Origin of the sequence: Streptomyces triticagri (assembly GCF_003429565.1) — a bacterium.
Classification (GTDB): Bacteria; Actinomycetota; Actinomycetes; order Streptomycetales; family Streptomycetaceae; genus Streptomyces; species Streptomyces triticagri.
The window spans coordinates 13,975-40,156 of sequence record NZ_QUAK01000099.1 but is presented as its reverse complement, the minus strand read 5'-3'; the positions used below and the strand labels follow the sequence as shown (position 1 = coordinate 40,156).

The window sequence follows — 26,182 nt, the reverse complement described above, 5'->3', positions numbered from 1 at the left end:
GGCGGTCCGGTGCGCACCCGCGCGCGGACGCACGGCAGCCCGGCCCGCCGCACCGGCTGCTGCGTATCGCCGGGCGCCCGGCCGGACCGCATCTGCGCGCCCGCGTACCCGAGCTGACCCGCCGCGTCGTCGCCCGGCTGCGGGCCGAACTCCCGGTCTACGCGGAACTGCCGGGCGAGGAACTGACCGGTGACATCGCCGACATAGTCCAGCACAATCTGCGGCTCTTCGCCGACTGCGTCGAGCACCGCAGGCCCGCCACCGAGACCGAACTCGACCAGCAGCGCGACTCGGCCGCCCAGCGCGCCGAGGAGGGCGTCCCCCTCGACGCCATCCTCACCGCGTACCACATCGGCACCATCCTGTGCTGGCAGGAGATCTCCGCGGACGCCCGCCCGCACGAACTGGCCGATGTGCAGGAGACCGTGGACCGGATGATGGAGCTGCAGCGCCGGCTCACCTCAGCCGTCAGCGCCGCCTATCTGGAGGCCCGCAGCATTCTCGACAGGCAGGAGCACGACGGCCGGCACGCGCTGCTCGCCGCGCTCCTCGCCGGGGAGCCCGCACGGCTCGGGCCCACCGGACCTCGCCCGGCCGCGCTGTACGTGGCGATGACGCTCGCCCTCGGCACCCACCCCGACGAGACGGTGGCCGGCCCGGGCGCGGGCATCGCCGCACGGCGCAAGACCCGTCGGGTGCGCTCCGTACTGGACCGGCACACCGGGGAACCGGCCCTGACCGCGCTCGACGCCACCGGCGGAACCGTCCTGCTGCCGGTCGCGGAGCCGCCCTCCTGGGACGGGCTGCGGGCGCTGGTCGAGCGTGCGGGCGAATCGGCCGGCGTACCGGTCACGGCGGCCGCCACGGTCGCGGCGCCGCACGAGGTGGCGCCCGCCGTCACCCGCAATGCCGAGGTCGTCGACCTGGTGCGCCGCACCCGACGGCCGCCCGGCCTCTACCGCCTCGCCGATGTCCTGCTCGACTACCAGCTCAGCCGGCCGAGCGCAGCCCTGGACGATCTGGCGGCGCTGCTCGCACCGATCGAGGAGCGCCCCGGGCTGCTGCACACCCTGCAGACCTTCCTCGACGAGGGGCTCGACCGCAGGGCCGCCGCCGCGGCCCTGCACGTACACCCCAACACCGTCGACTACCGGTTGCGCAGCATCGCCCGTCTCACCGGTCTCTCCCCGGTACGGCCCGCGGATCTGCCGCAGCTCGGTGCCGCCCTGGTGGCGCGCCGCGCACGGGCCGGTGCGCCGGGCGAGGCGCGCGGTGCAGGCGCCGGAAGTGGGCCGGTTCCCGCCTCCTGACACGGCGTCGGTTCCGTGGCACGCTGCCCGTGCACGTCTTCCCGTACCCCCGCAGGTCCGCGCGGTGATTCCGCAACGACCCCCGCAGAAGGAGTACTTCGCGTGAGACGCAGCCTTCACACACCCCGGCGCATACTCGGCGCCCTCGCCGCGACCGGCGCACTCCTGGCCGGCACCCTCGTGGCGGCCGCACCCGCAACCGCGGCCCCGGGGTCCCCCACACACGTCAAGGCTTCGGACAGCGAGACCGGTCGGCCCACCGACACCGCGGCCTACTGGACCGCCGAACGCATGCGCGCCGCCGAACCGCTCGACCTGCTGCCCGCCGCGGTCGGCGAAGTGACCGACCGGATCGCCAAGGGCACCGAACTCCTCGTCCCGCCCACCGAGGCCCCGCCCGGCGCCGAGGCCTTCCCCGAATCCGGCGCACCCTGGACCGGCGGCGGCCAGGTCGCCACCACCTCGGGACGGGTCTTCTTCACCTACGACGGCCGGCAGGCCTCCTGCTCGGGCAACGCCGTGACCAGCGCCAACAAGTCGACGGTGCTCACCGCCGGGCACTGCGTGAAGATGGACGGCGCCTGGCACACCGACTGGGTGTTCGTGCCCGGCTACCACGACGGCGAGGCGCCGTACGGCACCTGGACCGCGGCCAAGACGCTCTCCACCCCGCAGTGGACGGCGAGCGAGGACATCAACTTCGACGTGGGCGCCGCCGTCGTCGAGCCGCTCGACGGCAAGCAGCTCACCGATGTCGTCGGCGCCCAGGGCGTGGCCTTCAACTCCGGCTACGACAAGGCCATGTACGCCTTCGGCTTCCCCGCGGCCGATCCGTACGACGGCACCGAACTCATCCACTGCAGCGGCAACTCGACCCGCGACGTCCTGCTCACCGACGACCACAGCCTGGGCTGCGACATGACCGGCGGATCCAGCGGCGGACCGTGGTTCGAGGAGTTCGACGAATCGACGGGCACCGGCCTGCAGAGCTCGGTGAACAGCTTCGGCTACACCTTCCTGCCGGGCTACATGTTCGGCCCGTACTTCGGCGACGACGCCAAGAACCTCTACGAGGAGGCGCAGACGAGCTGACCCGGTACGGCCCGCACGACCGCCGGCCGGAACCGCATCAGCGGGCCGGGCATCCGGGAACGGGTGCCCGGCCCGCCGCGTTGGACCGGCATGACCCCACAGACTCGGCCCGGCTACGGCGGCACCGGCCCCGGCGCCTTCACCCCCGACGGCTGTTCCGTCGACCTGTACACCCGACTGCCCGTCGGCGAGGAGCCACGCATCATCGCGGATGCCGCACCACCGGGCGCCCGCCTGCTCGAACTCGGCTGCGGCGCGGGCCGGATGACCCACCCCCTCCTCGAGCGCGGACTGGAGGTCACCGCGGTCGACGAGTCGGCGGAGATGCTCACCCACGTCCGCGGCGCGCGTACCGTGCACGCGAGCATCGAGGATCTCGACCTCGGCGAGCGGTTCGACGTGGTCACCCTCGCCTCGTTCCTGGTGCACTCCGGGCTCGACGGGGTCCGCGACCGGCTCCTCGCCACCTGCCGGCGCCATGTGCGCGACGACGGCTGCGTCCTCATCCAGCGCGAGGGCGCCGACTACCACAGCGTGGTGCCGCGCGAGCGCGTCCTGCCGGGCGGGCTCACCATCAGGATCGCCGCCGTCACGCCGGTCGGTGACGGTGTCGACGAGGTCCGCACCGAGTACGTCTGGCCCGATGCGGTGTGGACGCAGACCTTCCTGTCCCGCGAGCTCACCCACGAGGAGTTCGAGCGCCATCTGGCGGCGGCCGGCCTGGCGATCGACCGCATCCTCACCGACGACGGGATCTGGGTGCGCGCGGTGCCGGCCGGCTGACACCGCGCCGCCCGGCCGGCGCGCCGTGATTTTCCTCCGGAGGAGCGGGCGTACGGCGATGAGTCGGCGATCCCGGACCGGTCTACCCCTGTGACAGCACGCCGGACCGCTCACCCAGGAGATCACCATGTCCGAGGCCACCCTCCCCACCACGACCGGCGCCGGCACCGCCGCCCCCGCCCGTACCGCGTCCGAAGGCCCGGCGCGCAGCCGGAGCGCCACGATCGGGCTCAGAGTGCTCGCGACCGTTCTCGGCGTCTTCTACGCCGTGGCCAGTGGCGCGCCGAAGCTGGCCGCGCACTCGTCCGCCACCGAGAGCTTCGACCGGATCGGCTGGGGCGACGGCTTCATGTACACCATCGGCGCGCTCGAAGTCCTCGGCGGGATCGCCCTGTTGATCCCTCTCCTGTCCGGTGTCGCCGCGCTCGCCTTCATCGGCCTGATGATCGGTGCGACCGTGATGTCCCTGGTGTACTTCGACGCCGAGTTCTGGTTCACGCCGGTGATCCTCGTGGTGCCGCTGATCGTCATCGCCAGGACGCAGCGCCATCGGACCCTGCAGCTGGTCAGGCTCCTGAGCCGGCGTTCGTGAGTCGGGTGCCGGAGCGGTCGACGATCAGCCGGTGCAGATGGTCGGCCGCGGCCCGGCCGAAGGCCGGATCGTTGATGTGCGTGGGCAGTTCGTGGATCTCGACTGCGCTGCCGCGCAGGGTGTCGCGCAGCGCGGCGAAGAGCACGGCATCGGTCTCCGGATCGTGGTACGGGCCCGCGGGTGCGGGCCCGTCCGCGGGAGCGCCCAGGGTCGACATTCCGAGCAGCGGCAGGCACAGCGCCGCGGGTCCGAGTGCCGCCCGGAGCTTGCCGCCGATCCGCCGGCCCAGCTCGCCGACCTCCTCCGGGGTGGTCCTGATGACCGTGACCGACGGATTGTGCACCCGGACGTGCCGGTCGCGGAATCGGTCGGGCAGCGTGGCGAGCGGCCCGAACTTGACCATGTCGAGCGCGCCCACGCTGACCACCTGGGGTATCCCCGCCAGCCCGGCGGCCTCGAGCCGGTCCGGGCCGGCCGTGAGGACTCCGCCCACCAGATCGTCGGCCAGCTCGCAGGGCGTGAGGTCCAGCACTCCGGCGAACAGGCCCCGTTCGGCGAGCGATTCGAGGGCCCGGCCCCCGGCACCGCTGGTGTGGAAGACCAGGACCTCGTAGCCGAGTGCGTCGAGTCGGGCTCTGGCCGCGTCCACGCCCGGAGTCGTCACGCCGGCCATGGAGGCGGCGATCAGCGGCCGCCCTTCGTGCGGGCTCGTGCCTTGCGGGACCGTCCCTCCCACTGTCCGGCCTCGGGCCGCGAAATCCTTCGCCATTCCGGCGATCCCGGCGGCCGCGTTGGCGAAGACGGGGGCGGAGAGGCGGTTGACGCCCGCGATGTCGACGACCGAATGCAGCATCGCCACGTCCGAGCCGCCGACGTACGGCGACACATCACCGCCGGCCATCGACGATACGATCAACTTCGGTACGCCGACGGGCAGATCACGGACGGCACGGCCCGCGATCGAGGCCCCGCCGCTGCCGCCCACCGCGAGCACACCGTCGAGTCGGCCCTCCTCGTACAGCTGGGTCACCACGGCCGCGGCACCGGTGCCCATCACGGTCACGGCGGCGCCCCGGTCGGCCTCGGCCCGCAGCCGCTCCAGGTCGTCCCCGGCCGCGGCGGCGACGACGGCGCGCGCGATGTCGGCCTCGGTACGGGGCCGTCCGGCGACACCGGTGTCGACGAGGAGGACATCGACGCCATGAGCGGTCAGGCGGGCGCGGAGCCAGGCACATTCCTCACCCTTGGTGTCGAGAGTGCCCAGCAGCACGACAGTCGTCATGGGTCGGTCCTACGACGCGGACCCGCGACGAACAAGCCCCACCTTCGATTTTGAGCCTGTCCGGCGACTTGCGACTTTGAGCCCGTCCGGCGATCGAGGACGAGGCCGCCAGGCCGATGCCTGGAAGGTGAGCTCGACGCGGCTGCCCGGAGTGCGCTCAGAAGCGGGAGCGCCGTCGCTCAGGAGGGACTCGAGGGGCCCAGGCCCCTCAACCGATCCAGTTCGCGCCGATCGCGCTTCGTCGGCCGCCCGGCCCCCCGATCCCGAATCCCCGCGGGCACCACCCGCGGCGGCGGAGGCGGACTGTTGTCCACGTACGCCTCGACCGCCACCGGCGCCCCGACCCGCTTGCGGAGGGCCCGGCGTACGACCACGATCCGCTCCCGGTCGCCCTGCCGTACCCGGACCTCGTCGCCCGCCCGGACCGTGTGGGCCGGCTTGACGCGCTGACCGTTGACCCGGACCTGGCCGGCCCGGCAGGCGGTCGCCGCCGCCGAGCGTGTCTTGGCCAGCCGCACCGACCAGACCCAGGCGTCGACCCGCACGCCGCCGGTGTCGCCCTCGCTCGTCCCCTTGGTGGTGGTCATGGTTTGACTTTAGTCCGGGACCGGGCCTGCGATGGAGGCATGTCCGAGTCCGAGCCCGGCCCGTCGCCGGACAGCGCAGCGTTTCCGCAGGCCACGGCCCGTACCGCCGGCTCGCTCGCGGTCCTCGACCCGGCGCTCACCGACTGCCGGGCCTGCCCGCGCCTGGTGGCCTGGCGCGAAGAGGTGGCGGCGGCCCGGCGGGCGGCCTTCGCCGAGCAGGAGTACTGGGGGCGTCCGGTCCCGGGATTCGGGCCTGCGGACGCGCGCCTGCTCGTGGTCGGGCTCGCGCCCGCCGCGCACGGCGGGAACCGGACCGGCCGGATGTTCACCGGTGACCGGGCGGGAGACACCCTGTTCGCCGCGCTGCACGAGCTCGGGCTCGCCTCGTCGGCCGTCGCGACCGGCCCGGGCGACGGCCTCACCCTGTACGGCGTACGCGTCACCTCACCGGTGCACTGCGCCCCGCCGGCGAACAGGCCCACCCCCACCGAGCGCGACACCTGCCGCCCCTGGCTGGCCCGCGAGCTCGAACTCGTCCGCCCGACCCTGCGCGCCGTCGTGCTGCTCGGCGCCTTCGGCTGGTCGGCGACCCTGCCGGTCCTTGCGGCGGCCGGGTACGAACTCCCGCGTCCCCGGCCGGTGTTCGGCCACGGCGCCCGTGTCGTCCTGCACGACAGCCGCGGCCGCCCCCTGGACGTCCTCGGCTGCTTCCACGTCAGCAGGCGCAACACCTACACCGGCCGCCTGACCCCGGCGATGCTCACCCGAGTCCTCGCGGACGCGGCGAAGGCAGCCGGCCTCGACGTCCCGGGAGACAGCTGATCACCCGCCGCGTCGGGACCATCGCTCAGCCCCGCCCGGGACCGCTCCGGCCGCCGCCGCGGGATCCGGTGCAAGCCGTACGGCGCAGCAGAACAGGTGGCGCCCCGTCGCGCCTGCTTAGCGTGCAGAGGTGGATGAGACGAAGAGCGGCGTGCCCCAGAGCAGCGCCCCGAGCCCGCCGGCGGACCGCCCCTCCGCTGCCGCCTACCGCAACCTCGTCGTGGCCACCGTCGGCTTCTGCCTGACGTTCTGGGCCTGGAATCTGATCGCTCCGCTCGGCGGTGACTACAAGGACCGCCTCGGCCTCAGTTCGTTCCAGCAGTCGCTGCTCGTCGCCGTGCCGGTGATCGTCGGGTCGCTGGGCCGCATCCCGGTCGGAGCGCTCACCGACCGCTTCGGGGCGAAGCTGATGTTCCCCGTGGTGTCGGCGTTCACCATCGTGCCGGTGCTGCTTCTGATCCCCGCCAAGGACTCCTACGGCGCGATGCTCGCCGTGGGCTTTCTGCTCGGGCTCGGCGGTACGACGTTCGCGATCGGCATTCCGCTGGTCAACTCCTGGTTCCCGCCGGCAAGTCGGGGCCTCGCCCTCGGCATCTTCGGTATGGGCATGGGCGGTGTCGCGCTCTCCGGCTACTTCACCCCGCGGATCGCCGAGAACGGCGAGAACCTGCCGTTCATCGTGGTGGCGATCGCGCTCGCCGCCTTCGCCGTACTGGCGGCCGCGCTGATCACGGACCGGCCGGACCGGCCCGTGCCGACCGCGTCCCTCGGCAGCCGCCTCGGCTCGGCCGGCCGGCTCCGCGTCACCTGGGAACTCTCCGCCCTGTACGCGATCGGCTTCGGCGGCATCGTCGCCTTCGGTGTCTATCTGCCGACGTATCTGAAGACCTGGTACGAGCTCTCGCCGACCGACGCGGGCACCAGGGCGGCCGGATTCGCCCTGGTCACCGTGGTGTTCCGGCCCATCGGCGGCTGGCTCGCGGACCGTGTCCACCCGGCGACCGTCACGGCCTGGGCACTCGGCACCGTGGCGCTCCTCGCCATCGTGCAGGCCTTCGACCCGTCCCTCAGCCCGGTCGGGACCATCTGCTTCCTGATCATGGCGGCGGGCCTCGGCACCGCGAGCGGCAGCGTCTTCGCGCTGGTCTCGCAGGTCACCCCGCAGCCGCAGGTCGGCAGTGTCACCGGCATCGTCGGCGCGGTCGGCGGCCTCGGAGGTTTCGTACCGCCGCTGGTCATGGGTGCGATCTACAGCGCCAAGGACTCGTACTCCATCGGCTTCATGCTGCTCTCCGACCTCGCGCTCGCCGGATGCGTCTACGCGTACGGCCGGATGCGGGGGATCCGGCGTGCGGCCTGAGGGGGACCGCGCCGGCGCGCGCAGTCGTGGACAATGGCCGGTCGAAGACGGCGCCGGCGGCCCGAGCGGTGCGGCGCCCCCTGACGGCAGAGAGACCAGGCACGTTGGCGAACGAGCAGCGCGACACGGCGCCCGACGGTGAACGGCCCGTCGGCGTCCCCGACCCGCGTCCCGCGGACACCGCCCGCGCGCCCGAGCTGCAGGCCGACTGCTCCAGCTGCTTCGGACTGTGCTGCGTGGCCCTGCCCTTCGCGGCCTCCGCCGACTTCGCCCGCGACAAGCGGGCCGGCACGCCCTGCCACAACCTGCAGCCGGACTTCCGCTGCGGCATCCACCGGCGGCTGCGCGACGAGGGCTACAGCGGCTGCACCGTCTACGACTGCTTCGGCGCCGGCCAGCAGGTCTCGCAGGTCACCTTCGGCGGTGTGGACTGGCGCAGCGCACCGGAGTCCGCGGCCGAGATGTTCGACGTCTTCCCCGTGATGCGGCAGCTGCACGAGCTGCTCCGGTACGTCACCGAGGGCCTCGGCCGGCCGGAGGCCGAGCCCGTGCACGCCGGACTGCACGGCGAGCGCACCCGCCTCGAGCGGCTCGTCGGGAGCGACGCCCGCACCGTGCTCGGCACCGATGTGGGAGCCCTGCGCGGCGAGGTCAACACCCTCCTGGTACGGGTCGGGGACCTGGTGCGCGCTCAGGTCCCCGGCCGGACCAGGAACCACCGCGGCGCCGACCTGTTCGGCGCCCGCCTGTCCGGCGCGGACCTGCGGGGCGCGAGCCTGCGCGGAGCCTGTCTCGTCGCAGCCGACCTCAAGGGCGCCGACCTGCGCCGGAGTGATCTGATCGGCGCTGACCTCAGGGACGCCGACCTCTCCGGCGCCGATCTCACCGATTCCGTCTTCCTCACCCAGCCGCAGCTGAACGCGGCCCGCGGCGACGCGGCCACCCGTCTGCCACCGGACCTGTCCCGCCCGGGCCACTGGGCCGCGGAGGCGGACACGCCGGGACGGCAGCGGACGGACCGGGCCGGGCGGCCCGGACCCGGCCCGAAGCGCGTCAGGCCCCGTCGGGCACGGCCGCGACGGCGGTGATCTCGACCAGCTGCCCCGGATAGCCCAGCGAGGCAACCCCGAGCAGCGTGGAGGCGTGCGGTCCGGTGCTGAGCCCGGAATCGCGCACCACGTCCCAGACCGAGGCGAGGACCGCGGAGTCGGGGCTCACCACGTACACATCCGTGTACGCGACCTGGGCGAGGTCGGAGCCGACGGCTGCCAGCTGCTCCTCGAGATTGGCGATCACCTGCCGGGCCTGCTCGACCGGATCGCCCGCTCCGACCAGCACGCCTGCCGCGTCCAGCGGGACCGAACCGGCCAGGAAGGCGAGCCGGGTGCCGGCCTCGACGACGGACGCGTGCGAATAGGTGGGCGGGGCGAAGAGCGAGGGCGCGAGAACCCGCTTGATCATGACTGCCTTTCCGCGTCGACGGGCGGCACCGCCCGTGCTCCGGGAGGTGCCGCGGTGCGGTCCAGCGGATCATGGGAAGCGGTCGACGGCATCCCGTTTTCCGGGCCCGGCGCAGCAGCAGGGGGAACGATCCGAGGCGGGGGAATGAACCGCTACGTACAGGAGTTGGGCAACGCATGAAGGCGATGGCGATCGACAGCTACGGATCCCCCGACGACCTGCGGCTCGCCGAGCTGCCCGACCCCAAGGTCGGACCCGGCGAGGTGCTCGTCCGGGTCAGGGCCGCCGGGGTCAACCCGGTGGACTGGAAGGTGGCCGCCGGATATCTCGACCCGATCATGGAGACGGCCTTCCCGATCGTCCCGGGCTGGGACGTGGCGGGAGTGGTGGAGCGCACCGGCCTGGACGCGGGCGAGTTCTCCGTCGGCGACGAGGTCTTCGGCTATGCCCGCAAGGACTGGGTGCAGCGCGGCACCTACGCCGAGCTGGTCTCCGCGCCGGTGCGCACCCTGGCCCGTAAACCGGCCGCGTTCGACTGGCAGCAGGCGGCCGGCACCCCGCTCGCCGGACTGACGGCCCTGCAGTCGCTGCGACGGGTCGGTGCGGGCCCCGGCGACACCGTCCTCGTGCACGCGGCGGCGGGCGGCGTCGGCTCGTTCGGCGTACAGATCGCCCGCGCACTCGGCGTGGACCGGGTGATCGGCACCGCCGGCGAGCGGAACCACGACTATCTGCGCTCGATCGGCGCGGAGCCCGTGACGTACGGCGAAGGGCTGGCCGAGCGGGTGCGCGCACTGGCCCCGGAGGGCGTCGACATCGCGCTCGACTTCGTGGGCGGCGATGTCATCGACGTCTCGCAGAGCCTGCTGCGCAATCCCGACCGGGTGGTCTCGATCGCCGACCCGGCAGCGGGCGAGAAGGGCGGTCACTATGTGTGGGTGCGTCCGGACGCCGCCGATCTGGAGTTCCTCGCCGGGCTTGCCGACGACGGACAGCTCTCGGTGCATGTCGAGCGGGCGTTCCCGCTGGCCGAGGCGGCGGAGGCCTGGCGGCTCAGCCAGACGGGGCGCACCCGCGGGAAGATCGTCCTGACGGTGTGACGGCCCGCCCGCCGGGGCCGAGGCCACGGCCCCGGGTTCCGTCCCGCGCAGTCGCGCCGGACGGGCCCGGGGCCGGCGGGGCCTGCTGCTCCACCCCTGCTGCTGCTCCTACTCCTCGCCGGGCTTGGGCAGTTCACAGCCCGGTGCCGAGAGGTCGATCTTGTTGCCGGTGCCCACGCAGGGCACGATCGTGTGGGTCTGCTGGGCGTAGCTGATGCCCGGGTGCGAGGTCACGTCGCCGTTCTCGTCCACCTCGCACGGGTTGTTGATCTCGCAGTCCGTGCCGCCCTCGTGGCCGGTGTTGTTCACGGCGACCACCTTGCCGGTGGCGTCGTCGACCACCGGTGAGCCGGAGGTGCCGCCGATGGTGTCGCAGGCGGCGGTGTAGCGCACGGAGTCCTTGAACGTCCAGTCGCCCTCGCGCAGTTCGTACGCGAAGCCGTCGATGTCGCAGCTGTAGACGCGCTTCCAGTAGCCGGACACGACGCTGATCGCGGTGCCCTCGGAGGGGCGGTCCGCCGAGAGTTCGAGGGCCTCGATGCCGTGCTCGCTCGCGATCTCCTCGTAGCTGGAGGTGAGTTCGTACAGCGAGACGTCCGTGTCGGTCATCGTGGCGTAGGCGACCTTGCTCGCCTGCAGGGTGGTCACCTCGTCGCCCGCGGCGTCGAGGAGTTCGAAGGTACGGCTCGACGGCTGGTCGAGGACGACCTCGCCCGCGCCGGGGAAGCCGCTCTCCAGACAGTGGCCGTTGGACATCACCAGAGCCGGGTCCGTGGGCTCCGAGTCGGGCATCCGGACGACCGAACCGGAGCAGTTGCTCAGGGCGACGGTGCCGGCGAAGTCGACGGCCTGCACGGCGGGGCGGTCGTCGGCGGGCGCGGGGGCTGCGGCCGCGGCAGCCGGAGCGGCGGTGGCTCCGACGAGCAGCAGGGTCAGCAAGGAACCGAGAATCGGTTTCTTCATGTGGTGGCCTCGAAGTGTCCGTGGGGGGACCGGAGTTCGGGCTGAACCCCGGCTGTTGTCATGCGCATTGTGGGGGTGGCGGGGGCTTCGGACAACAGTGCACGGTTAACGGACACCGAGCGGGGCTGCCGGGCGCGGCCGCGAACGCTCAACTGCCCGCCGCCGAGAGCGGGTTGACATGCCACGAACCCGCGGGACACAGTCCCGTCGATGGAGATCACCGATCCGACACCCGCGGAACGCCGCGTCCTGGAGGCATTCCCGCGCGGGGACCGGCTCGACTTCCGCACCGGCCCCGGCGACGATCCGGCCCTGGGTGCCGACTGGGGACCCGAACGCACGGTCCGGGCCCGGCTGTTGCGTTCCCTGCTCTTGGACGGGCGCCGCCTCGACGGCGAGGTGGCTGCCCTGCGGATCGCCGGCGCCAGGATCGTCGGGCCGCTCGAGCTGCAGGGTGCCACGATCGACTGCACCGTCAGCTTTCTCGCCTGCCACTTCGACCGTCCGCCGCTCCTGTTCGGCGCCCAGGTCCGCAGGTGGTACCTGGGGCAGTGCGTGCTGCCCGCGCTGCACGCCGGGACCCTCCGCACCGAGGGTGATCTGGTGCTCTCCGACGCGCGCATACGAGGTCAGGTCCGCCTCGCCGGCGCCCGGATAGGCGGCGCGCTCTTCCTGAAGCGGGCGCGGATCGGCCCCGTGCCGCCGCCCTCCGGCGACGAGCCCGACCTCGGTTCGGCACTCCAGCTCAACCAGATCGCCGTCGAACGCGATCTGGTCGCCGACGGCCTGCGGGTGCAGGGCGAGACCCGGCTGACCGGCGGCGCCGTCACCGGCACGCTGCGACTGAACGACGCGGTGCTCGACCACCGCGGCGGCACCGCCCTGGAAGCCACGACACTCACCACCGGCGCCGACCTGCACGCGATGCGCCTGACGGCACTCGGCCGCGTCAATCTGCGCGGCGTCCAGATCCCCGGCCAGTTGAACCTGGCCCACGCCCGGCTCGCCAACCCGGGCGGCGTCGCCCTGCGCGCCGGCAGCATCACCGTGGGCGAACTCTGGCTGCGCGAAGCCGAGCGGATCCAGGGCTCGTTGACCCTGCGCCGCGCCCAGCTGGATCTCCTGCACATCGCCCCGGAGACCTGGCCCGACCAGGTCCGCCTTGACGGTCTGTCCTACCACTCGCTCGACCCGCACGAGCCCGCCGACCGCCGCCTGCCGGTCCTGGAACGCGACACGGACGGCTATGTGCCGTACGCCTACGAGCAACTCACCGCGGCCTACCGCAGCATCGGCGACGACGCGGGCGCCCGTGTCGTGCAACTCGCCAAGCAGCGGCGCCATCGCGGCACCCTGCCCTGGTACGGCAGGCTCTGGGGCCACCTCCAGGACGCCACCGTCGGCTACGGGTTCCGGCCCACCCGCGCCGCGGCCTGGCTGCTCTCGCTGCTGCTCGCCGGCTCACTCGCGTACGGACTGCATCCGCCGGAGCCGTACAAGACGGGCGAGGCACCCGAGTTCAACGCGCCCTTCTACGCGCTCGACCTGCTCCTGCCGATCATCGACTTCGGACAGGAGCGGGCATATGCGCCCGCGGGCGTCCTGCAGTGGCTGAGCTATGGGCTGATCGCGGCGGGCTGGGTGCTCGCCACCACGATCGCGGCCGGCGTCACCCGGGCCGTCAGCCGGCAGTGAACGCCCTTGGTTCCGGCGGGAGTTCAGGGCCTTCGTCCGGTCGGCGACCAGACCGTCACCCGCGGTCCGATGTGTCCGTGTCCCGTACGACGCGCAGGCGCGGTGCGCCGCGGTGCTCGGGAGCCGGAGCCGCCGACTCCGGGGCCGGCTCGGGCTCGGGGGCGGGCGTGCCGCCGTGCGGGTGCAGGGCGAGGGTGAGCCGGGTCAGGCCCGCCGCGCGCAGCGTGCTGGGTGTCTCGCTCACCACACGGCACGTGGTGCGGCCCCACCGGGGATCCGGGTGCTGCACGGGACGTACGGCCCCGTCGTGGTCCACGGCGCCCGGGCCCACGGCCCGTACCCAGTGCGGAAGTCCCTGCTGGAAGGCCGCGTTCATGATCGGGTCCTGACCGATCTCGTGCCGGATCTCCTTCAGCACCGGATCCTGCCGGTGCACGTCGAGGGCCGCCGCGAACTGGGCCAGCATCGGCAGGCACCAGCTCGTCTCGCGCTCGCGCAGCACCCGCCCGGCGTCCGGGTGGAAGAGCACCAGACGCAGGAAGTTGTGCCGCGGCATCGCGGTCGGATGCGGCCGGAAGCCGTCGAAGAGGAGGTCGTACGCGGAGTTGGTGACGGCCACGTCCCAGCGGTGGTCGACGAGCAGCGAAGGGAACGGCACGGAGTCGAGCACGCTGGTGTAGTCCCGCAGGTACGCCCTGGTGCGGGGGTCGTGCGCGTGGCGTTCCGGATCCCGGACGGCCCGGACGGCGCCGGACGAACGGCTCGCCGACATGTCGTTCCCCATCGGGCGGGCCTCCTTCCGGTGCGCGCGGGATGCGCGGCTGCGCGCATGGGATGCGCTGCGGAGCGATCCTGGCGTCCGGGACGAGGGCGTGTCAACAATCGTGGCATTTGCTGCCGTTGAGCGAGTGGATCGCGCCACAGCTGTGGCAGGCTCTGGCTGTCGACCCGAGGACGGGTTAGCCTCCCGGCAGTTCCGCCGAGCCGTCCGAGTCCTGTTTTCGACGCATCGGCCCGGGTGGATCGCGCCGGGTCGTCGGCCCGGGCGGACACAGCAGCAGACCAGCCATACCGGCAGATTGAGGAGACGAGCGGTGCCAGAAGGCTTCTCGGCTGTGGGCCCGTCGGCCGCCGGGGCGCAGGCGTCCGTGGTCGCACGTGTGGTGGAGCTCGCCGAACGGCTCGGCATGAGCCGCGACGAGATCCTCGACCCGGAGCGGCTGTCCGCCGAGTCCGGAGTGCCTGCGCATACGGTCCGTGCGCTGCTCGACGGCCGCCCGGCCGGTGAGAGCGATCTGCAGGCCCGATTCCTGCAGCGCTTCGAGCTGCTGCGCAGGACCCGTCTGAAGCCCAACGGCCGTCCGTACACCCAGCAGGAGATCGCCGACGGCGCCGGTATGTCGAGGCAGCAGGCGGGGGCGCTGATCCACGGCGACCGGCGGCCGACGATGGAGCACTGCGCCGCCATCCAGCGGTTCTTCGAGGTGCATGCGGGGTTTCTGACCGCCGAGGATCCCGAGGCGCTGGCGGACTGTCTGCGCCGCACCGAGCAGGAGCTGTTGCAGCGCCTGACCGGCGCCGAGGCGGAGGCGCCGTCGTCCGCCGGTGAGCTGCAGGGTGATCCGCTGCAGCGGCTGCTGCAGGACCACGGCGTGCGCGGGATCGCCTGGCGGGCCGCCCAACTCCCCTCGGACAAGCACCGGGACAAGGTCACCGAGTGGCTGGACCTGCTGCTCGAGAACGTCCGGCGCGACGACTCCTGACGCGCGGCGACTCCTGGCCCGCGGCGACTTCTGACCCGCGAGGCCGCACGCGCGAGCGCACGGCCAGGCGCGTAAGTCGGCCGAGAATCGTCCTATCGCACCACCGTCCCGGAGGGCGATGCGGCCGTGCCGCCGCGTGCCTCCGAAGAACGTTGCGAGATCAAGGAGTTGGCCGAGAACCGCTTGACCGTGGCCCGTCACGCGCTAAGGTCTAGACCAAGAAAGAACGTGAACTTCGTGCTCCGGACGTCGCGTTGACGCCTGCCCGGCACCCGGGTACGGCAGGGGTCGAGGCGTCCGGCTGCCCGAGGTGTCCCCTTCGCGTTCGCACCCCCACCAGGCGGGGCGCCGTTCCCCCCCCACTCGTCCGGCGCCCACGCCGTGAAGGAGTTGGCATGCACAAGAGCCGTAAGCTCGCCGTCGCCCTCGGCGCGGCCATCGCCCCTCTGATCACGCTCAGCATGACCGCGTCACCGGCAAGTGCCCACGGGTACGTGAACGCACCGCCGAGCCGGCAGGCGCAGTGTGCGGCCGGCACGGTCGAGTGCGGTGACATCAAATACGAACCGCACAGTGTCGAGGGCCCCAAGGGGCTCAAGTCCTGCAACGGCGGAGTCGGCCGCTTCGAGGAGCTGAACGACGACAGCAAGGGCTGGGTCCACACCAACGTCGGGCAGTCGCAGCAGTTCACCTGGACGCTGACCGCTCGGCACGCCACCAGCACCTGGGAGTACTACGTCGGCGACAACAAGATCGCCGAGTTCGACGACGGTGGAGCCCAGCCGGGCGAAACCGTCAACCACCAGGTCGACTTCGGTGGCATCAGCGGTGAGCAGACCGTGCTCGCGGTCTGGAACATCGCCGACACCGCCAACGCGTTCTACGCCTGCATCGACGTGAACATCGGCTGAGTGAACGACGGTCGAGTGGCCGTCCGCCGGTCGGAGCCGAACCCATGACGACCGGTCGTACGGCCTCGTCGGCCCGCTGACGAGCCGACCGGACCGGATCCGGGCCTGGACCGGACCTGTGCCGGGCACACGCTGTCGCGCCCGCCACAGGTCCTCACCACCGGTCGGGAAACAGTCCCGGACCACCGGACGGCGAGACCGCCNCCTCACCACCGGTCGGGAAACAGTCCCGGACCACCGGACGGCGAGACCGCCCCGGGGCAGGGCCCGAGAGAGTCCTGCCCCGGGGCGTCGGCGCGCCCGACCCCCGGTGCGCGCCGAGCGGAGCCACCTCCGTGATCCCCTGTCGGAGGGCTCCGCGGTCCGAAATGCCCTGCTACGACGACGGGTTGCCGCCGGCGGCCAGTCCGCCTAGCAGCTGCCAGGTCCGCCTGCGGTCCGCCTCGCCGCCCAGGTCCGTCGCCGTCACGACCACCTCCGTCGCCCCCGCGTCGCGATAGCGGCGCACCGTGTCCGCCAGCGTCCGCTCGTCGCCGATCGCCGCGAGCTGCGCGGCCCGTTCAGCGCCGGAGAGGGCGATCACCCGCTGGTACGACGGGATCGTGTCGTAGAAGGCGAGATCGATGGCGGCCCGCTCGCGCACCGCGTCGGGGTCGGAGGTCACGACCCCCGGCACCAGGGCGACCACACGGGGAGCGGGACGGCCCGCCGCCTCGGCCGCCTTGGTCAGGACCGGCACGACATGCTCCTCGAGCGCCTTCGGGCCGGCCAGGAACGGCAGGGTCCCGTCGGCCAGTTCACCGGTCACCCGCAGTGCCTGCGGACCCATCGCGGCCACCAGGAGCGGCACCGGAGGCTCCGCGCCGCCCGGCACACCGGCCGGCAGCGGAGTGGTCGCCGTGAGCAACTCGCCGTGGTGGTCGGCGCTTCCGGTGGTCAGCAGGCCCCTCAGGGCGGTGAGGAACTCCCGCAGCAACCGGATCGGCCGCTCGTGCGCAATCCCGAACGCGGACTCCACCACGGTCTTGGCGCCGAGTGCGAGCCCCAGGTGGTAGCGACCGCCCGTCGCCGCCTGCGCGGTCTGTGCCTGACTGGAGACGATCAGCGGGTGCCGGCCGAAGATCGGGATCGCCGACGAACCCACCTGCAGCCCGGGTACCTCCCGCCCCACGATCGCCGCCAGTGACGCCGAGTCGTACCCGAGCGTCTGGGCGAACCACCCCGACGTCAGGCCGCTCGCCGCCGCCTCTTCGGCGCGCAGCACCGTCTCGTCGATCGTTGCGGCCTGACCGCCCGACATGAGGACCACTCCGACTGTCATGACGGGTCCAACGGCCGTGATGCGCAGGGCATTTCCGGTGGAGTGTTAAGCCTTTGTGTCATCAGGGCCGGTTCAGAAGTCCGCGACCACCCGCTCGTCGACGCGCGCCACGGACTCCTGGCCGAACTGCTGCATGTACCGCTTGCGCACCTGCTCGATCCTGGCGTCGCGCTCGGGTGCCTCGGCGCGCGGGTACAGCAGGGTGAGTTCGTAGGAACGCTCCCGCTCGATGCGCCCGTTCGCGTCGCGCCACTGGCCACGGCCCTCCTGGACGGTGAGGCCCTCGGGGAAGTACGGGGTCACCTCGCGGTCGACGAAGCGGGTGAACTGCCGCTCGGTGACGTCCGGTCCGCCGTCGGGCCGCTCGGTGCCGAAGAGCAGCCGCGTCTCGCGGTACGCCGTCCCGTCCGCGGGGCGGGCCGTCTCGTGCACCGCGCGGGCGGCGGGACGGGTCGTCTCGTACGAGGCATGGGCCGTGGGGGCGGTGCAGGCGAGCACGGCGAGGCCCGCGACGAGTACGCCGGCCCGGGTACGGGCGCTTCGGGTGCGGGTCGACCGGGTGGTCGGGGTGGCGTGCATGGGGGAGATCCTTTCGGTGGCTGTCGGCCGGACAACGGCGCCCGACGGCCGAGGTCACGGAGTCGGCAGGACACGGAGGGTACGGGGCCGGCAGGACACGGGGCCGGGAGGGTACGGGGCCGGACGGTGTTCAGGCGCCGATGCCGGCCTCGCGCAGGAGCCGTTCCACCGATTCCCACGCGGGGTCCACCGGCGCAGGCCGTTGCCCGCCCACACCCAGGTCCTTGAAACCGCTGGACGTGGCGATGCACACCACCGGTCCCTCGGCCCGTACCGCGGCCTCGTCGGCCGGCCCGCGGAACCCCGCGAGTCCGGCCGCGGACGACAGCTCGAACCACAGGCCCGCATCGGCGAGTTCACGCTGAGCCGCCCGCATCGCCGGGTCGTCGACGAGCAGGGCGCGCCCCTCGCTGCGGGCCACCGCGAGCACACCCCGGTGGCCGCCGACCGGACAGCCGATCGCGTAGGCGTCCGTCGGGCCGAGCTCCACACGTGCCGCGGCTGTCCCGCTGCGCACCGCCGCGGCGAGCGGCCCGCCGGCCGCGGGCTCGCAGCTGAACATCCGCGGCACCCGGTCGACGAGGCCGAGGCGGTGCAGCTCGGCGAAGCCCTTCCACACCCCGAAGAGCAGCTCGCCGTAGCCGGTCGGCGCGAATACCGAGCCCGGTGTGCCGAGTTCGGCGGCGATCTCGTAGGCGAGGGTCTTGTAGCCTTCCGGGCCCCAGGCGTGGCCGGTGTGGAACGGCGTCAGATTGCTGGCCGTGTGGAAGCCGAAGGTGTCGGCGATCCGGTCGGCCAGCGGCCAGCGCGCATCGACCGGCACGGGCAGCACGACGGCCCCGTACGCGCCGAGCAGAGAGGCCATCGCGGGCGGTACCGCCGGGGACGTGAGGACCACACAGCGCAGTCCGGCCCGTGCCGCATAGGCGGCCGCGGAGGCGCCGTGGTTGCCGGAGGAGGCGACCACGATGCCCGGGGCGCCCACGCCCTTCGCCGCCGATGTGGTGACCCGGTTGAGGCGGTCCTTGTGGCTCCAGGTCGGGTTGCGGGACTCGTCCTTGACGAACACCCCGTCCGCCAGCTCGACCAGGGGCGTGCCGCCTTCGCCGAGCCCCGGCGTGAGCAGCGGCGGCAGCAGCGCCGCCCAGCGATCGTGCCCCGAGGGCGCACGCCGCGAACCCGCCGCGCCGCCCGAACTGTCCCCTCGCGGCTGCCCGTTCAAGCCCCGGCCCAGAAAATCGTCCCCCACGCGCGCGTAGTCGTAGTCGACCTCCACCGGATACGACATCGCGTCCGTACTGGTCCGCGGACACCCCCGGGTGAGCGGCGGCCACAGGGGATACTCGACCGAGGAATCACCCAGCGACCGCTGAACCGTAGCCAGTGAGACGTCCGGGCGCGGGAGTGCAGAAGTCATGACCGTGAGCCTAGATCCAAACCGACGCAGGCTGTTGACAGTCGCACGCCGAGGGGGCTTCTCTGCCGATTCGGGTGTCTGGTCAGCAGCCTGCCCGGTCCGGCTCCCACACATCGTGCGGGGTCGGTGGTCCCGAGACGCGCAGATGGTCGCGGAGCGCGGTCAGTACGGGGTGCTGGTCTCCGCTGCGAAACAGCAGTACGTGCGGATAGACCGGAGTCGGGTCGTGCAGTGGGATGCGCCGTAGGTCGTGGGCCTGTGTCCACAGGTACCGGTCCCCGGTGCCGACGAGGGTGGCCAGCGATGCCGAGTCGGCCAGCGCGTCCATCAGGGCCTCGTCACCGAAGTTGGGGCCGAGCGCGTCGATGCTCAGGCCGAAGGCCTCGGACAGCGCCCGATAGAAGGCCGCCCACTCCGTGCCCGGCCTGATCCCGGGGATCCAGATGCGGTGGCCGGTCAGCTGCGCGGGACTGACCCGGGGCGCGTCGGCCAGCGGGTGGTCGGGGCCGACCAGGAGCTCCAGGGGTGCGTCCAGGACCCGTTCGGCGCTGATGCCGGCCGGGATCTGATCTGCCGGCAGGGCACGGAAGGACGCGTCGACGGTCCCGTCGAGCACCGCTCGGGCGGCCTGGGCGGCGTTCTCCGTGCTCAGCGTGACCGCGTCGAGGTCCATCTCGGGGTGGGAGCGGTAGAACCGGTAGACGGCCTGAGCAGGGGAGATGCGCCGATTGAGGACATCGACGCGCAAGGGACGGCTGCCGGGGCGCACGGCCTGCTCGGCCTGCGCGACGGCCGCCAGGATCTTCTTGGCGTGCGTCAGGAAGACCTGCCCGTCCAGGCTCAGCCGGGAGCCCCGGGAGGTGCGCACAAGCAGCTTGACCTCGATATGCCGCTCCAGGGCCGCGATCCGCTTGGAGACCGCCTGCTGGCTGACCCCAAACTCGTCGGCCGCGGCCTGGAACTGACCGGCCTCGGCGACGGCCACGAAGGTCCGCAGTGCCTCGACATCCATGTGCCAAACCTACGTCCACAACCATTGGTTGTTTCCGGTGCGATGCCGGGTTGTTTGATCGAAGCTCGGCGCGATGCTGAGATCGGCGCATGTCTACCCGCACAGAGCAGGTCATGCATGTCCGGACAGCTGAGTTCGCGCGTCATGCGCAGCGGATCGTGGCGGTGACGGATGCGACGTCTCGGCTGAACGTGCTGCCCTTCAGCGACAGCGAACGCCGCAAGGAACTACTTTCAGTTGTGTTCGGCGGCCCGCTGCCGGAGTCGGTGACGATCTACCCGCCGTTCTTCACCGAGTACGGCCTGAACACGACGTTCGGGGAGAACGTCTTCGTCAACCAGGGATGCACCTTCATGGACAAGGGAGGCATCCGGATCGGGAACGACGTCATGATCGCCCCGAAGGTCGGCCTCATCACCGGAGGTCATCCACTGCCCTTGGCCGAGCGCCGCGAGTACCTCTCTTTCGCGCCGATCGTCATCGAGGACGATGTCTGGATCGGGACGGCTGCCCTGATCATGCAGGGGGTGACCGTCGGTGCCGGTGCGGTGGTCGCTGCCGGTGCGGTAGTCACTCGTGATGTCCCTGCCCGCTCCGTGGTCGGGGGAGTGCCCGCCCGAGTGATCAAGAAGATCGACTGATCGCCGTATCCGCCTGTCCGCCGTATCCGCCGTATCCGCCGTGACCCGGCCACCCCGCCCCGTACCGTTGCGGGATGACGTCCCGCGCGTACGACGGACCGGCCGATCTCGTCATCACCGACTGCACGGCACTCGTGCCAGATCAGGACGGCCAACCCGGCTTCGTCGAGGACGCCGGCATCGTCGTCCGCGACGGAGCCATCGCCGAGGTCACCGGCTCGGCGCACGCCGCGGCGGTCCCCGCGGGCGAACGCATCGACGCCCAGGGGCGGATCGCCATGCCCGGGCTGATCAACTGCCATACGCACGCGGGCATGGCGGCGCTGCGGGGCATCGCCGAGGACCTGCCGATCGAGCAGTGGTTCAACGAACGCATCTGGCCCGTGGAGTCCCGGCTCACCGACGAGGACGTGGCCTGGGGCACGCGGCTCGCCTGCGCCGAGATGATCCGGGCCGGCGTCACCTGCTTCGCCGACCACTACTTCGCCATGGACAAGGTCGCCGAGGTCGTCTCGGAGTGCGGACTGCGGGCCGATCTGGGCTGGGCCCACTTCTCGTCCCAGGGACCCGAGGCCGCCGCGCGGTCGCTCGACTTCGCCCTGGCCGCTCGCGGCACCGCCGGCGGACGCATCTCCACCAGCCTCGCCCCGCACGCCCCGTACACCGTCGACGACGCCGATCTGGCCCGGATCGCCGAACTCGCCGCCCGGCACGGCCTGCGCGTCCATCTGCACGCCGCCGAGAACCGCGACCAGACCGAGGCGAGCCTGGCCCGGCACGGCCGTACGCCCATCGAGGTGCTGCGCGACACCGGCCTGCTCGACGTCGACGTGCTCATCGCGCACGGAACCGGAATCGTCGAGCGGGACCTCCCGGTGCTCGCCGCCGCCGGTGGACGGGTCGCCGTGGCCACCGCACCCCGCGGCTATCTCAAGTTCGGCTGGGACACCACTCCCGTCGCCCAGCTCGCCGAACTCGGCATCCCCGTGGGGCTCGCCACCGACGGAGCGGCCTCCAACAACACCCTCGACGTATGGGAGTCCATGACGCTCACCGCGCTCGTCCAGAAGTCGGTGCGCCGCGACCCCACCTGGCTCACCGCCCGCCAGGCACTGCACCACGCCACCGTGCAGAGCGCGCGGGCCGTCGGCCTCGGCGACGCGATCGGTGAACTCGCCCCCGGCAGACGGGCGGACATCATCCTGGTCGACCTCACGGGACCGCACACCCTGCCCGTGCACGACCTGGCGAGCACCCTGGTGCACAGCGCCCGCTCCAGCGACGTGACGACGACGATCGTCGACGGCCGGATCCTCATGCACGACCGCGTCCTGCGCACCCTGGACCTGCCCCGCATCACCGAGGCACTGACCCGTCGCCTCCCCGACCTCGTCGCGTACGAACCGGGCGAACGCATCCAGACGTACGAGGGCTGATCGCGGCCGGTCGAGAGGGAAGCAACCGCATGGTCGGGTGCGGTGCCCGCCGAGCGCGTCGCAGACGTCACCGGTGCGGTTGCGGACGGAACATCGGCTTCCTCGACGGCGAGCGAGTCATCCGGCCCGAGGCCGCCGTACTGCCGGGAATCACCATGCCGCTGCTGGGGCGAGGGCTGGAGGCCGAGGGCATCACCTCGCCGGCCGTCCCGGTCGCGGGCATCGACGAGGCGGCGTTGACCGTCGACGCCGAGGTGCCGGACCTGCTCGTGCGGGGCCTACGAGACCAACCCCTGGCAGCCCGTGCAGACGGTGCCGGACGGTCGTCGCGCGATCGTGCGCCGGGACGTCAGCGCTCGGCGGACCGCCGCGGGTGCGGAGTACGCCGCATCCATGCGGGCACGGTCCCGGTGATCCGGCACAGCGTGAGGTACAGCGGGATCGGGGGCGTGTACGGAGCCGTACCGCCGGGCCGGTGGATCAGCCGCGGACCGCCCCGGCCGCCGGGCACCACGGCGCCCGTCGCATACCGCACGGGGGTGGGCCAGTCCATGCAGAACTCGGATCCGGACGGCACGATCAGCCACCACACGGGGCCGTCCGCGTACACGCAGCCGACCTGGGGGAGGCGGGCCATCACCTGGCGCCCGAATGCCTCCGGCATCCCCACGGCGTCGCAGCCCAGCGGTGTGCGCATACCGTCCGGCAGCGGCAGGGACACATCCCCGATGCGCCGCTGCAGTGCGGTCAGGGAGTCGACGGTCATCAGACGCATCCGGGCCCTCCCTCCCTGGCGAGTTCCGCCCAGACGACCAGGCCGAGCCCGCCGTCCGCCTCCTGGGCGCCCCAGGCCTTGCTGACCGCGGAGACGAGGAGCAGTCCGCGCCCGTGGTCGTCATCGCCCGCGCGGGACGGATGGGGACTCGGTGTGCCGTCCGCGCAGCCCTCGTCGCGCACCACTATGCGCAGGGTCCGGGCGTCGGAGTCGTCGCGGAGCTCGCAGACGATCTGCTCGCTGACCGTGTGCACCACCGCGTTCGTGACCAGCTCGGATATGACCAGGGCGGCTGTCTCGCAGGTGTCGTCGCCTATCGACCAGCTCGACAGGTGGTGGCGCGCGAGCCGCCTGGCCCTGGCCACGGAGTCGGCTCGGGCCGCCAGCTCGAAGCGACAGCGGCGGTCGCCGACAACGGTCCCGGCGTGGTGGTGCACAGTGTTGGCGTTACCAAGTGCCACGGCCGGTTCCTAACGGGGCGGACGATTTCACGCATGCCACTATCGCCCCGCCGCGGACACTTGGCAAGGGCCACAATGAAAAGTGCAGAGTGCAGTGTGCTCGAGCGATCCGCGTGGCAGACTGCACCGCGACAGCGACGACAGGCCCGACGGCGGCCAACAGGAGGCAGTAGTGAGCGAGCCGCGGTCCGCTCCCACCGTGGGCCAGGTCGTCCTGGGCAAACGCCTGCAGGAACTCCGGGAGAGTGCGGGGCTCAAGCGCGAGGAGGCCGCGAAGATCCTGCGGGTCGCGCCGGCCACGGTGCGCCGCATGGAGACCGCCGAGGTCACCATGAAGATCCCGTACCTCCAGCTGCTTCTGCAGGCCTACGGAACGTCCGCCGACGAGGCCGAATCGTTCATCACCCTCGCCGAGGAGGCGAATCAACCCGGCTGGTGGCAGCGCTACCACGACATCCTGCCGGGCTGGTTCAGCATGTACGTCAGCCTCGAGGGTGCAGCCTCCCTGATCAGGTCCTACGAGCCCCACTTCGTCCCCGGACTGCTCCAGACCGAGGACTACGCGCGCGCGGTACTGCGGTCCGGCGCGGTCGGGCAGACCAGCCCCACGGAGATCGAGCGCCACGTCGACCTGCGGATGCAGCGCCAGGAGCTCCTCACCGCCGAGGAAGCGCCGCGGCTGTGGGTCGTCATGGATGAAACCGTGCTGCGCCGAGCCGTCGGAGAACCCGGCGTCATGCGCGGCCAGGTGGACCGCCTCCTCGAGGCCGCCGAACTGCCGAACGTGACCCTCCAGATCGCCGAATTCGATGCCGGACACCATCCCGGCACCTATGGCCCCTTCGTCCTGTTCCGGTTCGCCGTACCCGAACTGCAGGACATGGTCTACACGGAGTATCTGACCGGTGCGGTCTATCTCGACCGCCGCGCCGAGGTCGTGACCTATCTCGAGGTCATGGACCGCATGGCGGCGCAGTCGGCTACGGCACACCGCACGAAGGAGATCCTCCGGGATCTCCGCAAGGAGCTGTAAATGGACCATATATCCGACCGGATCTACAACGGCATGCCCGCACGCGAACTCGGCTCCGAGGGCTGGCACAAGCCCTGGAGCGGCGGCAACGGCGGGAACTGCGTGGAAGCCATGCGCCTTGCCGACGGCCGGGTCGCGGTACGGCAGTCCGCCGACCCCGACGGCCCCGCGCTCATCTACAGCAGCGGCGAGATCGACGCGTTCATCCGCGGCGCGAAGTGCGGTCAGGCCGACTTTCTGCTCTCGTGACCGGCCGTCCCCGTCCCGGCCCCCGCGCCCTTCGTCCATACGTCCCCTGTCCCCGCGTCGCACGTCCCCGTCAGGGGGGCGGCAGAGCGCGGACCAGGGCCTCGAGAGCCGCCGGATAGGCGCGGTCCGAAGGGGCCGCGTAACCGACCACAACCCCGTCCGTGAGCGGCATCGAACTGTCCGGGTGACGGAACTCCGACAGGCCGTCCACGGCCACCCCTTGCCAGACGGCTCCCTTCAGCACCGACTGCTCGGTCCCCGGCGGGAGTTCGACCACCGCGTGCAGCCCGGCCGCGATTCCTGAGACCGTGAGTCCCGGCGCGGCCGCGGCCAGCGCCTCGACCAGCAGATCCCGTCTCCGGCGGTACCGCTGTCGCATCCGCCGCAGATGGCGGTCGTACGCCCCGCACTCGATGAAGTCCGCCAGGGCCAGCTGGTCGGTCACTCCCGTCCAGGCCTCCCGCTCGCCCTTCGCCCGCAGCACGGGCTCGACCAGATGTTCCGGAAGCACCATCCAGCCCAGCCGCAGCGCGGGGGAAAGGCTCTTGCTCACCGAACCGACGTACACCACCCGCTGTGGGTCGAGGCCCTGCACGGCGCCCACCGGCCGGCGGTCGTACCGGAACTCGCCGTCGTAGTCGTCCTCGATCAGCAGGCCGTCCCGCCCGCGTGCCCAGTCCACCACCGCGGCGCGGCGACCGGCCACCAGCGGGCCGCCCGTCGGGAACTGATGGGCCGGCGTGAGCAGCACCGCACGCTGGCGGTCCAACTCCTCCACCCGCGCGCCCTGTTCGTCCAACGAGAGGGGAGTGGTGACCAGCGATGCGTCCGCCAGCAGACCGCGGTGGAATCCGAGCCCGTACGCCTCCACGGCCAGCGGCCCCCGCAGGACGCCGCCGCCGGCCCCGGCGCTCCCCGCGAACAGCAGCCGCAGCGCGTGCGCGAACCCGGCACAGATCACGATGCACTCGGGGCGAGTCCGCACGCCGCGGACTCGCGCCAGATACTCGGCCAGCGCTGCCCGCAACTCGATGCGACCCTGCGGCGAGCCCGGACCGAACGCCTGGTGCGGTGCCGCGTGCAACGCCCGCCGTACGGACGCCGCCCACGCACTGCGCGGGAACGCGGTCATGTCCGGAGCGCCCTGGCGCAGATCGTGCCGGGGTCCCGCAGCGGGTCCGGGAGTCTTCTTCGGTACGCGCACCGGTTTCAGCGGCGCCGTGCGCGCCGCGACCCGGGTGCCGGAACCCTGACGGGCGGTGAGCCAGCCCTCCGCCACCAGCTCGGCGTAGGCCTCGGCGACCGTGTTGCGTGCGATGCCCAGGTCGGCGGCCAGGGCGCGGTATGCGGGCAGCCGCGTGCCCGGTGCCAGCCTGCCGGAGCGCACCGACTCCCGCAACGCCGTGATCAGGGCGGTCCGGCGGCTTCCCGTCGGGGACAGGTCCAGATGGAGATCGGAACCTGCGAGCGTCGCCTCGGACGGCTCGGCTCGCGAATTGACCTCAGGATCATGCATCGAATTGCACCCTACCAACGG

General features: G+C 72.3%; 27 protein-coding genes. 15 read left to right on the top strand and 12 right to left on the bottom strand.

Annotated elements, in window-relative coordinates; translation table 11 throughout:
* Nucleotides 1–59 precede the first annotated feature (59 nt).
* The 4 genes from DY218_RS18335 to DY218_RS18320 all read left to right on the top strand — a co-directional run bounded on the left by DY218_RS18335 (nucleotide 60) and on the right by DY218_RS18320 (nucleotide 3,777).
* Nucleotides 60–1,310 carry a helix-turn-helix domain-containing protein gene (locus tag DY218_RS18335; RefSeq protein WP_128557165.1) on the top strand — a complete coding sequence of 417 codons (1,251 nt, stop codon included), beginning with the start codon at nucleotides 60–62 and terminating at the stop codon, nucleotides 1,308–1,310.
* Nucleotides 1,311–1,412: 102 nt separating this feature from the next.
* Nucleotides 1,413–2,402, top strand: coding sequence for a trypsin-like serine peptidase (locus DY218_RS18330; RefSeq protein WP_128557141.1), 990 nt, complete (start codon nucleotides 1,413–1,415; stop codon nucleotides 2,400–2,402).
* Between the two features lie 90 nt (nucleotides 2,403–2,492).
* On the top strand, nucleotides 2,493–3,185 hold the full coding sequence (locus DY218_RS18325; RefSeq protein WP_128557140.1) for a class I SAM-dependent methyltransferase: 693 nt from the start codon (nucleotides 2,493–2,495) through the stop codon (nucleotides 3,183–3,185).
* 127 nt (nucleotides 3,186–3,312) lie between these two features.
* On the top strand, nucleotides 3,313–3,777 hold the full coding sequence (locus DY218_RS18320) for a DoxX family protein (protein ID WP_199566773.1): 465 nt from the start codon (nucleotides 3,313–3,315) through the stop codon (nucleotides 3,775–3,777).
* On the opposite strand, the gene DY218_RS18315 is transcribed toward DY218_RS18320, so the two are convergent.
* Both DY218_RS18315 and DY218_RS18310 read right to left on the bottom strand, forming a co-directional pair.
* Complete coding sequence (locus DY218_RS18315) at nucleotides 3,752–5,059, bottom strand: Tm-1-like ATP-binding domain-containing protein (RefSeq protein WP_128557139.1); 1,308 nt, start codon at nucleotides 5,057–5,059, stop codon at nucleotides 3,752–3,754. The genes DY218_RS18320 and DY218_RS18315 overlap by 26 nt on opposite strands.
* A gap of 179 nt (nucleotides 5,060–5,238) precedes the next feature.
* Nucleotides 5,239–5,646, bottom strand: coding sequence for an RNA-binding S4 domain-containing protein (locus DY218_RS18310; protein WP_128557138.1), 408 nt, complete (start codon nucleotides 5,644–5,646; stop codon nucleotides 5,239–5,241).
* A gap of 39 nt (nucleotides 5,647–5,685) precedes the next feature.
* Here DY218_RS18310 and DY218_RS18305 point away from each other — a divergent pair, with 39 nt between their 5' ends.
* The 3 genes from DY218_RS18305 (at nucleotide 5,686) to DY218_RS35635 (ending at nucleotide 8,916) form a co-directional block, all read left to right on the top strand.
* Nucleotides 5,686–6,468, top strand: coding sequence for a uracil-DNA glycosylase (locus tag DY218_RS18305; RefSeq protein WP_128557137.1), 783 nt, complete (start codon nucleotides 5,686–5,688; stop codon nucleotides 6,466–6,468).
* A 130-nt stretch (nucleotides 6,469–6,598) separates the two neighbouring features.
* On the top strand, nucleotides 6,599–7,828 hold the full coding sequence (locus DY218_RS18300) for a nitrate/nitrite transporter (RefSeq protein WP_407703652.1): 1,230 nt from the start codon (nucleotides 6,599–6,601) through the stop codon (nucleotides 7,826–7,828).
* 104 nt (nucleotides 7,829–7,932) lie between these two features.
* On the top strand, nucleotides 7,933–8,916 hold the full coding sequence (locus DY218_RS35635; RefSeq protein ID WP_407703651.1) for a pentapeptide repeat-containing protein: 984 nt from the start codon (nucleotides 7,933–7,935) through the stop codon (nucleotides 8,914–8,916).
* On the opposite strand, the gene DY218_RS18290 is transcribed toward DY218_RS35635, so the two are convergent.
* Nucleotides 8,882–9,289 (bottom strand): RidA family protein, encoded by a 408-nt coding sequence (locus tag DY218_RS18290; RefSeq protein ID WP_128557135.1) that lies wholly within the window; start codon nucleotides 9,287–9,289, stop codon nucleotides 8,882–8,884. The two genes, DY218_RS35635 and DY218_RS18290, sit on opposite strands and share 35 nt — an antisense overlap.
* Nucleotides 9,290–9,465: 176 nt before the next feature.
* On the opposite strand from DY218_RS18290, the gene DY218_RS18285 reads away from it, so the two are divergent.
* Nucleotides 9,466–10,389 (top strand): NADP-dependent oxidoreductase, encoded by a 924-nt coding sequence (locus DY218_RS18285; RefSeq protein ID WP_128557134.1) that lies wholly within the window; start codon nucleotides 9,466–9,468, stop codon nucleotides 10,387–10,389.
* Nucleotides 10,390–10,497: 108 nt separating this feature from the next.
* Here DY218_RS18285 and DY218_RS18280 read toward each other — a convergent pair whose 3' ends face one another.
* Nucleotides 10,498–11,352, bottom strand: coding sequence for a S1 family peptidase (locus DY218_RS18280; RefSeq protein ID WP_128557133.1), 855 nt, complete (start codon nucleotides 11,350–11,352; stop codon nucleotides 10,498–10,500).
* A gap of 210 nt (nucleotides 11,353–11,562) precedes the next feature.
* Here DY218_RS18280 and DY218_RS18275 point away from each other — a divergent pair, with 210 nt between their 5' ends.
* The gene (locus DY218_RS18275; protein ID WP_128557132.1) at nucleotides 11,563–13,047 is read left to right on the top strand and encodes a membrane-associated oxidoreductase; all 1,485 of its coding nucleotides are present in this window, start codon (nucleotides 11,563–11,565) and stop codon (nucleotides 13,045–13,047) included.
* Nucleotides 13,048–13,102: 55 nt separating this feature from the next.
* Here the strand turns inward: DY218_RS18275 and DY218_RS18270 are convergent, their stop codons facing one another.
* On the bottom strand, nucleotides 13,103–13,831 hold the full coding sequence (locus DY218_RS18270; RefSeq protein WP_128557131.1) for an MmyB family transcriptional regulator: 729 nt from the start codon (nucleotides 13,829–13,831) through the stop codon (nucleotides 13,103–13,105).
* Nucleotides 13,832–14,141: 310 nt separating this feature from the next.
* On the opposite strand from DY218_RS18270, the gene DY218_RS18265 reads away from it, so the two are divergent.
* Nucleotides 14,142–14,810 carry a helix-turn-helix domain-containing protein gene (locus DY218_RS18265; RefSeq protein ID WP_233521684.1) on the top strand — a complete coding sequence of 223 codons (669 nt, stop codon included), beginning with the start codon at nucleotides 14,142–14,144 and terminating at the stop codon, nucleotides 14,808–14,810.
* A 395-nt stretch (nucleotides 14,811–15,205) separates the two neighbouring features.
* A complete protein-coding gene (locus DY218_RS18260; RefSeq protein WP_128557129.1) occupies nucleotides 15,206–15,721 on the top strand; it encodes a lytic polysaccharide monooxygenase auxiliary activity family 9 protein in 516 nt (171 codons plus the stop codon).
* A 376-nt stretch (nucleotides 15,722–16,097) separates the two neighbouring features.
* Here the strand turns inward: DY218_RS18260 and DY218_RS18255 are convergent, their stop codons facing one another.
* The 4 genes from DY218_RS18255 to DY218_RS18240 all read right to left on the bottom strand — a co-directional run bounded on the left by DY218_RS18255 (nucleotide 16,098) and on the right by DY218_RS18240 (nucleotide 20,050).
* Nucleotides 16,098–17,042 (bottom strand): TIGR03564 family F420-dependent LLM class oxidoreductase, encoded by a 945-nt coding sequence (locus DY218_RS18255; RefSeq protein ID WP_128557128.1) that lies wholly within the window; start codon nucleotides 17,040–17,042, stop codon nucleotides 16,098–16,100.
* A gap of 72 nt (nucleotides 17,043–17,114) precedes the next feature.
* Nucleotides 17,115–17,621, bottom strand: coding sequence for a DUF3574 domain-containing protein (locus DY218_RS18250; RefSeq protein ID WP_128557127.1), 507 nt, complete (start codon nucleotides 17,619–17,621; stop codon nucleotides 17,115–17,117).
* 130 nt (nucleotides 17,622–17,751) lie between these two features.
* A complete protein-coding gene (locus DY218_RS18245) occupies nucleotides 17,752–19,038 on the bottom strand; it encodes a threonine synthase (RefSeq protein ID WP_128557126.1) in 1,287 nt (428 codons plus the stop codon).
* A gap of 82 nt (nucleotides 19,039–19,120) precedes the next feature.
* Nucleotides 19,121–20,050: a LysR family transcriptional regulator gene (locus DY218_RS18240; protein WP_128557125.1), complete on the bottom strand. Its 930-nt coding sequence runs from the start codon at nucleotides 20,048–20,050 to the stop codon at nucleotides 19,121–19,123.
* A 113-nt stretch (nucleotides 20,051–20,163) separates the two neighbouring features.
* On the opposite strand from DY218_RS18240, the gene DY218_RS18235 reads away from it, so the two are divergent.
* Both DY218_RS18235 and DY218_RS18230 read left to right on the top strand, forming a co-directional pair.
* Nucleotides 20,164–20,691, top strand: coding sequence for a DapH/DapD/GlmU-related protein (locus DY218_RS18235; protein WP_128557163.1), 528 nt, complete (start codon nucleotides 20,164–20,166; stop codon nucleotides 20,689–20,691).
* Nucleotides 20,692–20,765: 74 nt separating this feature from the next.
* On the top strand, nucleotides 20,766–22,127 hold the full coding sequence (locus tag DY218_RS18230; protein WP_128557124.1) for an amidohydrolase: 1,362 nt from the start codon (nucleotides 20,766–20,768) through the stop codon (nucleotides 22,125–22,127).
* A 349-nt stretch (nucleotides 22,128–22,476) separates the two neighbouring features.
* Here the strand turns inward: DY218_RS18230 and DY218_RS18225 are convergent, their stop codons facing one another.
* Together DY218_RS18225 and DY218_RS18220 are read right to left on the bottom strand one after the other, a co-directional pair.
* A complete protein-coding gene (locus DY218_RS18225; RefSeq protein ID WP_128557123.1) occupies nucleotides 22,477–22,902 on the bottom strand; it encodes a hypothetical protein in 426 nt (141 codons plus the stop codon).
* Nucleotides 22,893–23,363, bottom strand: coding sequence for an ATP-binding protein (locus DY218_RS18220; protein ID WP_325052005.1), 471 nt, complete (start codon nucleotides 23,361–23,363; stop codon nucleotides 22,893–22,895). The genes DY218_RS18225 and DY218_RS18220 overlap by 10 nt, the downstream gene beginning before the upstream one ends.
* 172 nt (nucleotides 23,364–23,535) lie before the next feature.
* On the opposite strand from DY218_RS18220, the gene DY218_RS18215 reads away from it, so the two are divergent.
* Nucleotides 23,536–24,396: a helix-turn-helix domain-containing protein gene (locus DY218_RS18215; RefSeq protein ID WP_128557122.1), complete on the top strand. Its 861-nt coding sequence runs from the start codon at nucleotides 23,536–23,538 to the stop codon at nucleotides 24,394–24,396.
* Nucleotides 24,397–24,645, top strand: coding sequence for a DUF397 domain-containing protein (locus tag DY218_RS18210; protein ID WP_128557121.1), 249 nt, complete (start codon nucleotides 24,397–24,399; stop codon nucleotides 24,643–24,645).
* 70 nt (nucleotides 24,646–24,715) lie between these two features.
* Here DY218_RS18210 and pdxR read toward each other — a convergent pair whose 3' ends face one another.
* Nucleotides 24,716–26,161: a MocR-like pyridoxine biosynthesis transcription factor PdxR gene (gene pdxR, locus DY218_RS18205; RefSeq protein WP_128557120.1), complete on the bottom strand. Its 1,446-nt coding sequence runs from the start codon at nucleotides 26,159–26,161 to the stop codon at nucleotides 24,716–24,718.
* Between the last annotated feature and the right edge of the window lie 21 nt (nucleotides 26,162–26,182).